This is a genomic window from Nonomuraea sp. NPDC059023 (assembly GCF_042740095.1).
GTDB lineage: Bacteria > Actinomycetota > Actinomycetes > Streptosporangiales > Streptosporangiaceae > Nonomuraea.
The window spans coordinates 100,723-114,962 of record NZ_JBHYIO010000040.1 but is presented as its reverse complement, the minus strand read 5'-3'; the positions used below and the strand labels follow the sequence as shown (position 1 = coordinate 114,962).

General features: G+C 70.7%; 13 protein-coding genes and 1 pseudogene. 8 read left to right on the top strand and 6 right to left on the bottom strand.

Features of this window, described 5'->3' with window-relative positions; genetic code table 11:
• The 6 genes and pseudogenes from ACFWYW_RS47160 to ACFWYW_RS47135 form a co-directional block, all read right to left on the bottom strand.
• Positions 1-1,230 (bottom strand): annotated as a pseudogene (locus ACFWYW_RS47160) (hypothetical protein); the annotation flags it as partial.
• Between the two features lie 90 nt (positions 1,231-1,320).
• Positions 1,321-2,109, bottom strand: a complete 789-nt coding sequence (locus tag ACFWYW_RS47155; RefSeq protein ID WP_379641295.1) for a hypothetical protein — start codon at positions 2,107-2,109, stop codon at positions 1,321-1,323.
• Between the two features lie 91 nt (positions 2,110-2,200).
• Positions 2,201-7,510, bottom strand: coding sequence for a hypothetical protein (locus ACFWYW_RS47150; protein ID WP_379641293.1), 5,310 nt, complete (start codon positions 7,508-7,510; stop codon positions 2,201-2,203).
• 59 nt (positions 7,511-7,569) lie between these two features.
• Entirely contained in the window at positions 7,570-7,722 is a 153-nt protein-coding gene (locus ACFWYW_RS47145) for a hypothetical protein (RefSeq protein WP_379623843.1), read from the bottom strand.
• 59 nt (positions 7,723-7,781) lie between these two features.
• A complete protein-coding gene (locus tag ACFWYW_RS47140) occupies positions 7,782-8,366 on the bottom strand; it encodes a hypothetical protein (RefSeq protein ID WP_379623845.1) in 585 nt (194 codons plus the stop codon).
• Between the two features lie 137 nt (positions 8,367-8,503).
• The gene (locus ACFWYW_RS47135) at positions 8,504-9,088 is read right to left on the bottom strand and encodes a hypothetical protein (protein ID WP_379623847.1); all 585 of its coding nucleotides are present in this window, start codon (positions 9,086-9,088) and stop codon (positions 8,504-8,506) included.
• A 147-nt stretch (positions 9,089-9,235) separates the two neighbouring features.
• Between ACFWYW_RS47135 and ACFWYW_RS47130 the strand changes: the two genes are divergently transcribed.
• From ACFWYW_RS47130 to ACFWYW_RS47095, 8 genes are all read left to right on the top strand, one after another.
• On the top strand, positions 9,236-9,412 hold the full coding sequence (locus ACFWYW_RS47130; protein WP_379623849.1) for a hypothetical protein: 177 nt from the start codon (positions 9,236-9,238) through the stop codon (positions 9,410-9,412).
• On the top strand, positions 9,409-9,732 hold the full coding sequence (locus ACFWYW_RS47125; RefSeq protein WP_379623851.1) for a hypothetical protein: 324 nt from the start codon (positions 9,409-9,411) through the stop codon (positions 9,730-9,732). The genes ACFWYW_RS47130 and ACFWYW_RS47125 overlap by 4 nt, the downstream gene beginning before the upstream one ends.
• Positions 9,733-9,802: 70 nt before the next feature.
• Complete coding sequence (locus tag ACFWYW_RS47120) at positions 9,803-10,183, top strand: hypothetical protein (RefSeq protein WP_379623853.1); 381 nt, start codon at positions 9,803-9,805, stop codon at positions 10,181-10,183.
• 59 nt (positions 10,184-10,242) lie between these two features.
• Positions 10,243-11,433 carry an RNA ligase gene (locus tag ACFWYW_RS47115; protein WP_379623855.1) on the top strand — a complete coding sequence of 397 codons (1,191 nt, stop codon included), beginning with the start codon at positions 10,243-10,245 and terminating at the stop codon, positions 11,431-11,433.
• On the top strand, positions 11,430-12,338 hold the full coding sequence (locus ACFWYW_RS47110) for an AAA family ATPase (RefSeq protein WP_379623857.1): 909 nt from the start codon (positions 11,430-11,432) through the stop codon (positions 12,336-12,338). The genes ACFWYW_RS47115 and ACFWYW_RS47110 overlap by 4 nt, the downstream gene beginning before the upstream one ends.
• 59 nt (positions 12,339-12,397) lie before the next feature.
• On the top strand, positions 12,398-13,153 hold the full coding sequence (locus tag ACFWYW_RS47105; protein WP_379623859.1) for a hypothetical protein: 756 nt from the start codon (positions 12,398-12,400) through the stop codon (positions 13,151-13,153).
• Positions 13,150-13,389 (top strand): WhiB family transcriptional regulator, encoded by a 240-nt coding sequence (locus ACFWYW_RS47100; protein WP_379623861.1) that lies wholly within the window; start codon positions 13,150-13,152, stop codon positions 13,387-13,389. Before ACFWYW_RS47105 ends, ACFWYW_RS47100 begins: the two co-directional genes overlap by 4 nt.
• Positions 13,386-14,240 carry a hypothetical protein gene (locus ACFWYW_RS47095; protein ID WP_379641292.1) on the top strand — a complete coding sequence of 285 codons (855 nt, stop codon included), beginning with the start codon at positions 13,386-13,388 and terminating at the stop codon, positions 14,238-14,240. Before ACFWYW_RS47100 ends, ACFWYW_RS47095 begins: the two co-directional genes overlap by 4 nt.

Below are 14,240 nucleotides of genomic sequence, written 5' to 3'. Positions count from 1 at the left end.
GGCCACAGGCACGCCACCGGGGTCGGAGGCACCCCACGCCAACGTGATCTGCTCGACACCCGCCGTGGCGGTCAGCCCAGGCGGCGCGGACGGGTCAGCGCCCGCCAGCGTGGAGGCCACCAGCAGGGCCGGAGCCGACCGGTTGCCGGCAGCGTCGGCGGCGTCGACCTGAAGGGTGTAGGAGGTGCCCCGCGCGAGCCGGGTGATCGTGTGGGTGCGCTCCGCCTGGTCGCCGCCCTGCTTGACGCCTCCGAGGTAGACGCCATAGCCGGCGACGCCGACGTTGTCGGTGGCGGCGTCCCACGCGAACGCCAGCGAGTTGAACGTGGCCTCGACCAGCGACAGCGTGCCGGGCGTGGTCGGCGGCGTCACATCGACCTCGGCCAGCACCGTGATGCCGGCCTTGGGGGAGCGGTTGCCCGCGGCGTCGGCCGCGTCGACCTCCAGCGTGTACGTCTGGCCCGCTGTCAGCCCCGCGTACGTGTGGTGCAAGACGGGCACGTCGCCGCCCTGCTTGACCCCGTCCTGGTAGACGCCGTAACCGACCACGGCGAGGTTGTCGGTGGCGGCATCCCACTCGACGCTGATCTGCTCGCCTGAGATCGACGTCGTCCGCAGGCTGGCAGGGGCGGTCGGCGCCACCAGGTCGGTGCTGCCGTAGCCGACAACCCCCAGGACTGAGCTGTTGGAGCCGGTGACGAGGTTGGAAACGGTGAAGGTCCGGTTCCCGGCAGCTGGTAGCGCACCATGCGCGAACGCCGAGTTCGACGACGTGCTATCTCGGGTGAAGTGCCGGGTCAGGCCCAGGTTCCACGTGGACGACGACGCGGACCCGCTGGGGTTGTTCACGACGGCGAATACGTGGCCGGCCGCCCCGGCTGGTACGGCGATGACGGAGGAGCTCACCGAAGCGCCGGTGGAGGTGCCGCCGCTGGAGAACAGCCGCTGCGGGCAGTCGTTCCGCTCGTACACCACGGCGTGCAGCCGGGAGTCGGCGTGCGGGAAGACGATCGAACGCTCCGTCCCGTCCGAAATCTTCGAGAAGAACGTGACGAAGCTGTAGCCCGTGATGCCGTAGTCGCGGGTCCACCCGGCCGGGTCGCTCTCGAGGGAGTTCCACGAGGTGACCACCACGATCAGCCTGGCGCCCGGAGTGGGCGCCGAGAACGAGATGGTGTGCGGACCCCCATCGGTGTTGCCGCCGTAGGTGGCGGCGATCCTGTTCGCCACGTGAGCCCCCTGATTCTCTGTGGCCAGGTCGTGTGTGGCGGCTCAGCCGTGCTGAGCCGTGGACGTGCAGGTGCACCCGGCGGCCCGCGCCTACGGGCCTGTCACCTTGACCCCGTCGAGGTAGACGCCGTATCCCTGGACGCCGCCGGCGTCGGTGCTCGCATCCCACGCGACGGTCAGGGACGCGCCGGTCACCTCCGTCACCCGCAGGCCCCCGGGCGTGGTCGGCGCCGTCACGTCAGACGGCGGAAGAATCTCCAAAGCGGCCCAGACCCAGGAGGCGGAGCCGGTGCCGGGAGCGTTCGCGTTGAACGTGACCGGCGAGCCGGCACTCGGGGCACCGGCCGCCTTGCGCAGGAGAAGCCCAGAGCCGGCGTTGGCGGAGTTCGGCGGTGGAACCTCCCCGGCCAAGAACCCCTCGGACACCTCAGTGGAAGCGGGCTGGCCGACGAGGCTGCCGTTGATGGACGACTCGTACGCGACGCAGAAGCCGAGACTCCCCTCCCTGGTGGAGGTGTAGCCGTTGAGGGTCGCGTTGTTGACCGCGCTGGTGCCGGATCCCGACGCGCCGATCGGGCTGGGGTCCTGCCCGCTGACCAGCCACACCTTGAACCCGCCCTGGGGGAAGTCGCCTCCCACCGTCACCTGGAGGCCCGGTTTCGGGGTAGGGACCGGTGCAGTCCACAGCCTGGCGACGTACCCGCCCGAGACCGACTCCCGCCGCATCGACCACGTCAGGCCGCCGCCGGAGACGCTGTCGCCGTCCGCCCCGGCGAACCCGGCCACCAGCAGGGCGCCCGCCGGCGCATCAAACGCCGCTGTCGAGAAGACATCCGAACCCAGCGCCAGCGGCGCACTGGTTCCCACAACCAACGGCACCGGAACCCCTCCCTCGGGTGGATGATCGACAGACGTTCCGCAAGTCGGGCATGGTACGCACGAAGCCCGCTACCGTCCCTGGTTCACCTGGTCAGGAGGGCACCTTGGACCCGAGGCGGCGGGCCGCTGCACGCCCGATCGTGTACTCGTCCTGGCCCGGCTGCGGGTAGACGTTGATCGTGCGAGCCCCGCCCTCGTCCGTGGGCTGCGGCCGCGGTGCCGGCCGCCCTGTCCCGCGCGAGGCCCGATACAGCGCGGCCACCCGGCCGGCGTTGAGCGCCGCCACCGCGCCCGGTCCGCCCAGGGCAGCCACCGCGTCCGGGTTGAGCACCCACTCGTCCTTCCCGGTCGCGTTGCGGACCAGCGACCGGCCGGGCGGCAGCACCCCGCCGCGATCCCGGTTGAGCTCGTTGTCCTTGCCGTCGAAACGGGCGATGACACCGTCGATCAGCTTGCGCGGCACCCCGGCCATCAGCCGCTGCATCTCGGTGCGGTTGCCGATGAGGCGTGTCACGGCTTCCTTCACGGGGTTCAGCACGGTGCGGGCGCCCGCCCCCAGGCCCCGGCGGAAGATGTTCTGCCACGCGGCCGACAGCCCGGCCAGCAGCTTGTCCAGCGGCGACTGCTCCTTCGGCTTCTTCCCGCCGGCCTTACCCGACGCCGTTGACCCGCCGCCCGGCACCTTGCCGCCCTTGGCGAAGGCGAGCCCGCCAGCCAGGAACCGGGCGGCGCCGGCGACGCCGCCGACCCGGGCGGCTCGGTTGCCGCCGTTGACCCACCGGGTGCCGAGCGCGCGGGCCAGCTCGGGCCGCAGCCACGCCTCACCCGGGCTGACGGCGGCGAGCATCGTGTCTTTGCCGGGGGAGTAGCCGGGCTGCACGCCGTGTCCGCCAGCGACGACGCCGCCCTTGGCGAACGCGGGGATGTTCGGCAGCGTGGTGAAGCCGACCTTCGAGGCGACGGCGTTCCACACCTCCTTGATCTTGGCGTAGGCGGTGTTGAGGATGTCCCGGATGGGCTTCTTGACCGCGTCGGGCAGCGCCTCCCACACTTTCTGAATGCCGGCCTTGGCGGTGCCGAAGGACTTCTCCATGTCCTTCGCGACCGCTGCCAGCTTGGACTTGGCCGGCGCGAGACCCGGGTCGACTCCGGCGGCGATGTCCGACCAGCCCTTCTTCAGGCTCGCGGGCGCGTCCTTGGACAGCTTGAGGAAGCTGCCGCCGCCAGCGTCGACGAACGCCTTGATCTTGGCCTGGGAGGGCGTCTTCCCGGCGTCGATGTCGCGCTGGATGTCGCCCCACATCGCGCGCAGCGGAGCGGGCGCGTCTTGGCGCATACGCAGGAACTTCGCGCCCCCATCTGTCACGAATTGCCCCAGTTTGAGGGCCGCTGTCGCAAGACCGGACTGCAGGTCGCGGTTGATCTCGCCGAGCGCGTCCCGCAGCGCCTGCGGCGCGTCCTTCTTCAGCTTCACGAAACTGCTGCCACCTGCGGCGATGAAGTCGTCGATCTTCTTCTGGCTCGGCGGGATCCCGGCGTCGAGGTCGCGCTGGATCGCCGCCCACGCCTGCCGCACATGCTGCGGCGCGTCGTTCTTCAGGGTGGCGAACTGGGCGCCCGCGCCGCGGATGAACGTGCCGAGCTTGTTCGCCCCCGTGCTGGTGAACGTGTCGATCCCCAGCAGCGCCTGCCGCCACCCTTCCCGCAGGTCAGCGGGCGCATCCTTGCCCAGCTTGAGGAAGGAGCCGCCACCGGCGCGAATGAAAGCGTCGATCTTGGCCTGGCTGGGGGAGATACCCGCGTCAAGATCCTTTTTGATGTCGGCCCACATCTTCTGCACGCTCGCGGGCGCGTCCTTGGCCAGGCCGACGAACTTTCCGGACGTCAGGTCGAGGAAGGTGCCGATCCGCTGGCCGAGGCCTTCTGACCCGGCCTGCGTGCCCTTGTCGAGCCCCGCCCACACCGCGGCCCACTTCTGCTGGATAGACGGGCCGACACCGCCGAACAGCTTGCCGACCTCGGCCAGAGCGAGCGCCACCCCGTCTGCGGAGAACCCGGTCCCGAGCAGGTTGCCCCACACCCGCTCGCCCAAAAAGCCCTGAATGCCTCCCTTGACGGCGCCGATCGCGCCGCCCACCGCGGCGCCGATCGCCGTACCGATCCCCGGGATGATGGAGCCGACCGCGGCGCCCAGGCCGGCGCCGGCGACACCCTGCTTGACCGCCTCGGCGATCCCGTTGCCCATGCCCTTGTTGGCGTCGCCCTTGACCGCGTCCACGATCGGGTCCACAAGCAGCCCGGCGATCGTGCCGACGACACCGCCCTTGACCTTGCCGCCGAGCCCGGCCAGCTTGCCGCCGGCCTTGCCGATCTCCTTGCCCCAGTCGATGTCGGCGAGCGCGTCCAGGCCGAGAGATGCGGCGATGGCAGCCGCGATCCCGGCGACGCCCTTGCCGCCGAGCTTGGACCCGGTCGGCGTCTTGCGGTGGCGGCCGCCCTTGCCGTCGCTGTCCGGCACGTCCACGTCGGGGGAGCCGGTCCTGTCGCCCTTCCGGCGCCTGCCGCTGGAGCCGTCGTCGTCGCCGTTGATGTACACCTTGTCGGCGTACACCGTCATTGTGCCGACCTTGGTCAGCGGGCCGTCCTTGTCGTCGTCCTTCCCGCCGCCGGGTGTCTTCCGCCCGCCGAACAGCCCCGACAAGCCGGTGACCTTGCCGAGCAGCCCGACCAGCTTGCCGACCTGCCCGCTCAACGCCTGGACGAGCTTGGTGACGCCGGGGATCTTCTGGAAGGCTTTCACGACGGCCGACACCTTGCCGATCACCAGGCCCAGCGCCAGCGCCACCCCGGAGATGTACAGCGCCCACTTGATCAGCTCACCGGTGACCGGATGGCCGGCGAGGACATCCAGCCAGCCGACGATCGTCGTCAAGGTGTCGATGAACCCGGACAGAGTCTCGCCGCCGAGCGTTTCGGTCAGCGTGAACAGCAGGTCGGTGACGCCCTTCAACAGCCGGCCGAGCGCCCGGACCACGACCACGGTGTCTTCGAAAAACTTGCGGATCTGCTCCTGGTTGGCCGGATCGGACGCCCACTCCCGGAAGTCCCGCGCGGCCTCGGACAAGTCATCCAGCAGCGTCCCGCCCGCTGGCGCGGCGAGCTTGCCCAGCTCGAGAATTCCGGCGCCGACGTCACGGACGATGCCGAACAACTGCTTGGCGCGCTTCCAGCCCTCCTCGAACCAGCGCGCCATGGAGCCGTCGCCGCGGGCCGTCTTCGTCCAGCGCTCGAACCGGCTGGCACCCCGCTCAATCAAGCCTGCAAGCTTTTCTGCATACGGGGCGGCCACCACCAGAATGTTCATGACGCCGCCGAGCGCCGACTTGCCCGCCCGCCCGAACGACCCGACGATCTTCGTGTTCGACTTCATCACCGTGGCCAGGTCCCGCCGGAAGGACTTGGAGGAGACAAACGCCCCCCACTCCTTGGCCAGGTCACCGATGACCTTCCCGGTGTCCACCAGGCCGTCCTCAAGCGTGTCCAGGAGCGGCAGGCCCTTGGTGACGCCCTCCTGCAACCCGGGCAGGAGTGCCTCCTGGACGGCGAACCGCATGTCCTTCAGCCGCGGGTTCAGGGTGCCGGCGATGAACCTAGCGAAGCGCTGCCCGGCGGGGGAGAGGTTGTCCATCGCCTTCGTCACAGCGGACACGCCCGCGCCCTGCTGCCGGGCCGCCTGCGCGGCCGCCTTCTGCGCCTTGATGAGCTCCTTCTTGGCGTCGACGAGCCGCTCGTTGGCGAGCATCTCCTGCCACAGGGCGTCGCGGACCGCCCGCCGGGCGCGCTCCTCGGCCTTCTTCGCCGCCTCGACGCCCTTCTGCGCCGCCGTGACGCCCTTGATGGCGTCGGCCACCCCGCGCTCGGCCGCCGCGATGGCTCTGGCCCCCTCAACGGCGGCCTTGGCCGCCGCCTCACGCGACTGCCGCAGGTTGTACTCGGCGTCGGCCTGCGCCTGCGTCGCGGACTCGATGCGTTCCTTGGCGGCCTCAACCTCCTTGGACCCTTCGACCCCGCGCCGGTTGGCCTCGGCCTGCTCCTCGCGGAGGTCGCCGTTGCGTTCGCGTACCTCATCCAGCCGCTGCAGCGCCTGCCGGTAGGCGAGGTCGGCCTCCTTCTTGTCCAAGTCGCTGGCGAAGGGGTCGTTGACGATGGCGTCGAGCCGCTCCTTGGCCCGCTGCACCGCCAGCGCGGCGCCCTCCTCGTCCAGGGCGCCGCCGCGCACGGCCAGCTCAAGATCTTCGAGCCGTTCCTTGGCCTGGCGGCGGGCTTCGTTCAGCCCTTCGACGGCACGCTGGCTGGCCTTCTGCGCGGCCGCATATCGCCGCTCGGCCATCTCCACCGACCGGGCAGCCTGCTCCTGCCGCTCCGCCGCCCGCGCCGCAGCCTCGGCCACGCGTTCGCGGGCCTCGCCGACGCGGGCGCCCGGGTCGGCGACCCGCTCCTCGGCGGCCGTGATCGCGTCCGCGGCCTCCTTGGCGGCGTCCCGCGCATCCTGCACCCGCTCCGCCGCGAGCATCCGGGCGTGGTTGGCGTCTCGGATCGCCCGCGTGGCCTGCTCGATCCGCTCGGCCGCGGCCTCCTGCGCGGCCGCGTACGCCGACGCGGACGCACCGCCGGAGGACTGCGCCGACTCCAGCGCCTTGACCGCCTCGCTCACCCCGGACAAGCCGAAGAGCAGGGTGCCCAGCCCTTGCGCGGCCGCCGTCGCGAGCCCCGGTAGCGCGCCCAGCGCGCCGACCGCCTGCGACGCCCCAGCCGCCAGCGCGAACAAGCCGCTCCCCGCCGACACCGCGGTGCTCGCCAAGACGGCGAGACCTGAGACGGCGAACGGCACCCCCGCCAGCATGGTCAGCACCTGGCCCAGCGCCTGCCCGCCGGACACGTTGACCTTGACCTCGAGCGGCTGCTGGCTGTGCCGCTGCCGGAACCCGTCCATCTCGGTGTCGGCCGGCGAAGTGTCGGTGGACACCGGCACCCGCGCCTCGACACCGCCCGCGGCATCGGCCACATCCTGCTGCAGCCGGTCACGGTCCACCTCGGCCGCGACCGTGATCATCTGCCCCGCGCCGGCAGCGGCGACCGCCGCCGTGACCTCCTGGCGCAGCCCCGCAGCGTCCGCGTTCACGCGCGCGCGGACCTGCGCGACCGCTTCAGCGGCGCGGGCGGCGGCCTCGGTCTCGGCCGCGATCTGCCGCGTGTCGATATCCGCCGTGATGCGCGCCCGCACCCCGGCGATCTGCTTGTCGATCCGCCGCTGAAGCTTGCTGCGCTCCAGCCCCGCCAGATCGGCGACCACATCAAGGTCGATGCGGCCGCCGTCGACCCCCCCGACGTCTTCGGCCATGCTCCACCCCCGGCGGGGGAGCGTCGCGCATCAGGCCGCTTACGTCCTGCCGGGCACCGCTACGAGATCGTCAGGGTGGTCGCCTGCATGATCGCGAACGCCCGGTCGATGCCGGACTTGCCCGGCGGACCCGTCACCCACGTCGGCCGCTGCGCCGTGATGGGCTTCTTGCGCCGGTAGTCGGCCACCAGGATGGAGAGTTCCTCACGCAACTGCGCAAGAAGTTCGTCCTTGCGGTCCCACGGCTCGGCGCGCTGCTCGGGCGTCGTGTTTACGAGGGCGCCGTCGCCGAGCCGTCCGGCGAGGGCAAGGAATCGACGAACCCCGATGAACCCGGGATCTCCGGGACGGAACCAGACTCCGTAGAGATCGAGACCGGGATAGTGGTGGGTCCAGTCGGCGTCGAGGTCGTCCCATCGCTCGAGCCAGCGGAGGACGGCTTCGATTCCCCCAGGCCCCACCCGTACTTTCGGAACAGGCCGCGCACCAGCTCGGCCACGTCCTCCTTGGAGGGCCGTTCGGCAACGAACGCCTCATAGCCGTCGTCCTGGAGCAGCCGGCGCAGCATCTCCTTGGCCGCGGCCACCAGCTCGGCCGGCAGCTTCGGGTTGAGCACCACCAGGTCCACGACGGCGTCGAGCAGCTTCAGCCCGGACTCTTCGGCGTTGTCGGACTTGAACGCGTCGATCACGTTGCGGATCAGCAGCGCGATGTCGACGTTGACCGCGGTGAGCGGTTCCAGGACGTCGAGCGACAACTCGGTCGGCAGCATGCAGATCGTCTGCCCACCGAGGACGAGCGGCTCCGGGTCGCCCTTGGTCGTGGTGCGCGCGCGGCGCGCGGCGTCGAGATCCATCCCCGTGTCCTCCAGCGTCTGAGGGTTGGTGCCGGGGGCGGAAGGTAGCCCAGGACCGCGCTTACGTCCCTGGCCCGGGAACGGCAGGAGGAGGCGGGCCCGCGCGGCCCGCCTCCTCCTGGTTCACACCCTCTCGGTCACGGGGATGGGTCGAAGGCCGCCCAGGTGCCCGCGATCATGTCGTAGTACGGAGCGCCGATGTCTCCACCCAGCACCGACATCCGCAGCGGCAGCGTCGACGCCGCCGTGCGCTCGAACGACTGCTCGACGCCCTCGGCCTGCTCGCAGCGCGGGATCATGCGCCGCATGCGCCGGGCACCGTCGCCCAGTTCCAGGCACGCCGCCGTCTCGACCCGAGAGCCGATGACCGGCGGCGTGAACTTGTAGTACTTCGGCGGCGCCGGGTCGCCGACAGGCGTGACTTCGTCGATCGTCCCGCCGCCGTAGACCGCACGGAACGAGTTCAGCGACCACTCCAGGAGGTCGACCTCGAGGGTGGCAGCGTCCTCGGTCTGCCACCGCCTCACCGGGTAGTTGGACTGATGCGCCCGGACTTCCTCAAACTGCGGGTCGGTCGCCCAGTTCAGCGAGTCCGGGGTGAAAAGCCCGATGTCGTACCAGCCCGTGGGCATGGTCACGGTCGGTCCGTCCGGCGCGACCGTGCCGACCGGCGCCAGCCACAGCCTGGCTGCCTGCGGGACGAAGACGTTCTCAGAACCCACGACGGGTCCCCCCTTGCCACGTCAACCCACCCCCCGCAGGGGTTGGGTGGTTGGGTTGGGGACCCTTCGATCGCGCAAGGTAGGGCAGGACCGTGCTTACGTCCCGCGCTGAGACGTAAGCAACGATTTCGGCTACCACACGGGTTCATGACCACAACCCGTGTGGCCGGCAGCGCTCACCTGCCCCGCTGGCGCTGCCGCCTCAGCCCGTGCCCGACGCGCGGCATCTGGCGCGACGCACCCACCCGCCAAGCCGCCGGCGCGGCCCTGCGGCGGCACTACCTCGACAACCACTGGGAGCAGCCGGCCGGGGCGCGGCGGTGAACACGGGCGCCGCGCTGCTCGTCATCGCCGTCAACGTGGTGTTGATCGCGGCGATCGCCGTCGCCTGCGACGCCCGCCGGCACGCCGCCGCGCTCCGCCGGGAGAATCGCCGGTTGGCCGCCCGCCTGGCGACCTTCACCCGCGTCCTGGAGCCGCTACCGGCCATGCTCCGCGGCGAACCCGGCGCGGAGATCCCGGCCGAGCAACTCGCGGTGCTCGCGCTCCTCGTCGAGCAGGAAGGCCCCGAAGGGGACCGGCTGGCGATGCTTGAGGTCGCCTTCCACCAGTCGCCCGGCTACGACCGTGGACAATCCAATTAAATCTCCTGTATTATTGGCACATTGAGACAGGGGATTGCGGCCCCTATTTCGGTGACCAGGAGGAACACCCATGAACCAGTACCGGCACCACTTCGCCGAGGAACTACGCGGCCTGGGCTTCAGCGCGCCCGTCAGGGCCGAGGACGACTACGAGGTGCGCTTCTCGCACCGCGATGGCCTGCACTACGCCATCCACACCGACACCGGAAAGATCACCATCGCGCAGGTGGCCACCAGCGACCTCACAGGCGACGCGGTCCGATGGGCCACCGCATGGGGCACTGGCCGCCCGGCGCTGATCGGCGACGCCTCCGCCGTATGGGAGATCCCGGTGGACGTGGACACTCCCGAGTACCTCGTCCTCGCGATCCTCAACGCACACCTTCAGCGGATCGCCGAAGACCGCGCCGCCGAGCGCCTGAGCAGGTCCCTCAACCGGGTCTTCGCCTAACCCGCCCTCTCGCTGCGCCCGCACACGCGGGCGCTCAGCATCCCTTGGAAGGACACCCGATGCGCGCCCTGACAGCGCTCACCCTCGCCGACCTCATCGACCCTGGCGAGCTGCAGCAGAACATCGCGAAGTCCTACGTCCGCGTGCAGACCCATCCGGTCCTGCCGTACTCGATCCTCAACTACAGCGACCTCACGCAGTACCACTGGGCCTGGAACGACGTCACCCGCCAGTGCCGGGGCCTGATCATCGACGCCCCTACCGGCCAGATCATCGCCCGCCCCTTCCCGAAGTTCTTCAACTACCACGAGCTCCTGGCGGATGGCCGCAAGCTGCCGCTGTCCACTCCCGCGATCGTCACCGACAAGCTCGACGGCCAGCTCGGCATCCTCTACCCGACCGGCTCCGGCGGCTACGCGATCGCCACGCGTGGCTCCTTCACCAGCCTCCCGGCGCAGCACGCCACCACCGTCTGGGAGGAGCGCTACGCCCACGGCTTCCACCCCGAGCAGGGCTACACCTACCTGTTCGAGATCATCTACCCCGCTGGCCGCATCGTGTGCGACTACAACGGCATGGACGACCTGATCCTGCTTGGCGCAGTCGAGATCGCCACCGGCCACATGCTCCTTCCCGAGCACATTGGCTGGCCAGGCCCATCCGCCCCGACGTTCCCGCACGCCACCCTCGGCGACGCCCTGGCGGCTCCTCCGCGCCCCGGCGCGGAAGGCATGGTGGTGCACCTGCCTGACCTCGGCGTCATGCTGAAACTCAAGCAGGACGACTACAAGGCGCTCCACGCGATCTTCACCCGCACCAGCGCCCGCTCCCTGTGGCAGCACCTCGCGGTCAACGCCTGCCAGCACCTGGCCACCCACCCGAAGCAGTGGCAGAACCTCCTTGGGCTCGACCCCCGCCGCGCCGAGCGATGCCGGGCCGTAGGCCCGAACTGGCTGCCCAAGATCCTCGACGGCGTCCCCGACGAGTTCCACGCCTGGGTACGCGACACCCTCTCCAACCTCACCAGCGGGGTCGCCGCCCTTGAGGCCGAGATCCGCGCGTTCGCCGACCTCGCCCTCTACGTCTACGGCGGCGACCGTAAGGCCCTGGTCCGCGAGGTCCTCGACCACCCGCACTACGGCGCCGTCCTCAAGCTCATCGACGGCGACGACATCGCCCCCTACCTGTGGCGCAGCGTCTACCCCGACGCCGACAGGCCGTTCCTCGTGCAGCCGGAGGACGCGGCGTGACCACCCTGATCATCACGCGCGGCCTGCCCGCCTCCGGCAAGACCACCTGGGCCAAGACGTGGGTCGCCAACAACGTCGGCCTCCGCGCCCGCGTCAACAAAGACGACCTGCGCCTCATGCTCCACAACGGGACCTTCGTGCCCCGGGTCACCGAGCAGCAGATCCGCGTCGCCCACCGCGCCTTGGTCACCGCGCTGCTCGCCGCCGGGCTGGACGTCGTGTGCGACGACACCAACCTGTCGCAACCAGCCGTCACCAGGCTGGCCGCGTACGCCGCCACGGCGGGTGCCAGCGTCGAGGTCAAGGACTTCACGAGCGTCCCGATCGACGTGTGCATCCAGCGTGACGCCGCTCGCGCCCAGCCGGTCGGCGAGCCTGCCATCCAGAACATGTACGACCGCTACCTGCTCGGCAGGGAACTGCCCCTGCCCCTCCCCGGCGTCCCGGCCGCCACTCCGCTCACGCCCTACAGCCCGCCTGCCCGAGCGCTGGCGCGCCGAGCGGTCCTGGTCGACATCGACGGCACCCTGGCCACGATGAACGGCCGCTCGCCGTATGACGAGAGCCGTGTCGGCGAGGACCTGCCCAACCTGCCGGTCATCCACGCCGCCCAGGCCATGTACTGGCGCGGCTGGGATCTCGTGATCATGTCCGGCCGTAGCGAAGCCTGCCGTGAGGCCACCGCGCTGTGGCTCAAAGAGCATCTCGGCGTCCCCTTCGAGGGCCCGTTCCTGCGCGCGGACGGTGACCGGCGGCCCGACTGGCAGGTCAAGGCCGAACTGTTCGACGCCCACGTCCGCCACCACTACCGGGTCGAGTTCGTCCTGGACGACCGCACCCAGGTCGTCGAGATGTGGCGCCGCCTCGGTCTGACCGTCTTCCAGGTCGCAGACGGCACCTTCTAACCCCACCTCGGGCGGCTCACCGTACGCGGGACCGCCCACCCCACCCCCGGAGGATCACCATGACCGCCACCGTCGCAGACCACCCCACCGCCGCCCCGCCCGGCATCACCCCGGAATTCGCCCGTGCGCTTCGGCTTCTGTCCACCGGCAGCACCGCGCATGCAGCCGCCTCCAAGACCGGCGTTCGCCTCGGCCGCCTCATCGGTCTCGCCCGCCGCCAGGGCTGGACCATCCACCCGGCCACTCAGCTCGCCACCGACCCGCTCCAGCCTGGCGGCAAGCCCGCCCTGGACTCCGCCATCGCCCAGCTCGCCGACACCTGGACCAACCCAGGAACCGCCATCACCCCTGACGCGGCACCATCGGCAGACGAGTCCAGCCTGGTAGGGCACGAGGACGCCGCCGCAGATGCCGCCCTGGAAGTCGTAGCGCTGCTCGACGACGCCCGCGCCTCCACCGACACCTACGTCCAGGCCGCACTCCGCCGTGTCGAAGAGGCGATCAGGCACCTGCGTGACGCGCTCCACTCGGCCAAGGACCGGGTGGACGCCGCAGCGGAGGTCGCCGAACTGGAGGCGCAACTGGCGGCCGCCCGGCAACGGCTGCAAGGCCTCAAGCCCACGTTGGCAGCCATACCCGCCGCCAAGACGGCCAGGAAGCCCAAGCCCGGTCGGCCGGGAGCGGTCGCCACCGACGCCGACATCCGGCGGTGGGCGCTGGCGAACAGGGTCCCGGTCAGCGAGCGGGGCCGCGTCGCCCGCGAGGCCCGCGACGCGTATGAGAACGCACACCCGGGCCAGGCGAGCGCCCGATGAGATCCAACGCCGCCTGCCGCGGAACCGACCCCGACCTGTTCTTCCCCCTCACTCACGAGGGGCCCGGCGCTGCCCAGACCGACCAGGCCAAAGCCATCTGCCGTGGCTGCCCCTGCCTGGACAGCTGCCTGGCGGACGTGATCGCCAACCCGCCGGCATTCGGCGTGTTCGCCTGCACCACTCCTGACGAACGCCGCATCCTGCGCGCCAAGCGAGGGCTGGCCGACGTTCGATGATCTGTGACGAGCAGGCGCTGCACTTCTACCTCGGCACCCACCGGCCGAACTGGATAGCCGCCGCCAGCGTGCCGCCCGAGGTGAGCCTGTTCATCTCCCACCGCGTCCTGGCCAGGTACAAGACGCTGCCCACAGCACCGGCCTGGCCAGTCCGCCGACACATCGCCATCGATTCCGGAGCCTTCACCGAACTCAGCCTGTACGGCACGTTCCGCACCACACCGGAGGAGTACATCGCTGCGCTGGCCCGCTACGACGACAAGATCGGCGACCTGGACTGGGCCGCACCCCAGGACTGGATGTGCGAGCCGTGGATGCTGGCCAAGACCGGCCTCACGATCGCCGAACACCAGCGGCGAACGGTCGCGAACTTCGTGCGCCTGGTCGAGCTGTGGCCCGACTACAGCGACGCCGACTGCCCGGTCATGCCCGTGATCCAGGGGTGGACCGTGGACGACTACCTCGCCTGCGTCGACCTGTACGAGCAGCACGGCGTGCGGCTGGCCCAGGACTACCCCGTCGTCGGCGTCGGCTCCGTCTGCCGCCGCCAGGCCACCCGCGACATCGGCGACATCTTCCAGACCCTCGCCGCACAAGACCTGCCGCTACACGGCTTCGGCGTCAAACTCTCCGGCCTGCGCCGCTACGGCCGCTACCTCACCACCGCCGACTCCATGGCCTGGTCCTACGCCGGACGCCGCACCCCCACCCAGTGCGGCTCCACCCGGCACAAGAGCGAAGCCAACTGCCTCATCTACGCCCTCGCCTGGCATGCCCGCGTGCAGGACGCCGCCGACGCTGCTCAACGCGTCCACCCGACCACCCGACACGACCTGCAAACCGCCGCCTGA

Coding starts and splice junctions, on each gene's coding strand:
- ACFWYW_RS47150 (WP_379641293.1), bottom strand. CDS start 7,510: ATGGCCGAAGACGTCGGGGGGGTCGACGGCGGCCGCATCGACCTTGAT.
- ACFWYW_RS47140 (WP_379623845.1), bottom strand. CDS start 8,366: ATGGATCTCGACGCCGCGCGCCGCGCGCGCACCACGACCAAGGGCGAC.
- ACFWYW_RS47130 (WP_379623849.1), top strand. CDS start 9,236: ATGACCACAACCCGTGTGGCCGGCAGCGCTCACCTGCCCCGCTGGCGC.
- ACFWYW_RS47120 (WP_379623853.1), top strand. CDS start 9,803: ATGAACCAGTACCGGCACCACTTCGCCGAGGAACTACGCGGCCTGGGC.
- ACFWYW_RS47115 (WP_379623855.1), top strand. CDS start 10,243: ATGCGCGCCCTGACAGCGCTCACCCTCGCCGACCTCATCGACCCTGGC.
- ACFWYW_RS47105 (WP_379623859.1), top strand. CDS start 12,398: ATGACCGCCACCGTCGCAGACCACCCCACCGCCGCCCCGCCCGGCATC.
- ACFWYW_RS47100 (WP_379623861.1), top strand. CDS start 13,150: ATGAGATCCAACGCCGCCTGCCGCGGAACCGACCCCGACCTGTTCTTC.
- ACFWYW_RS47095 (WP_379641292.1), top strand. CDS start 13,386: ATGATCTGTGACGAGCAGGCGCTGCACTTCTACCTCGGCACCCACCGG.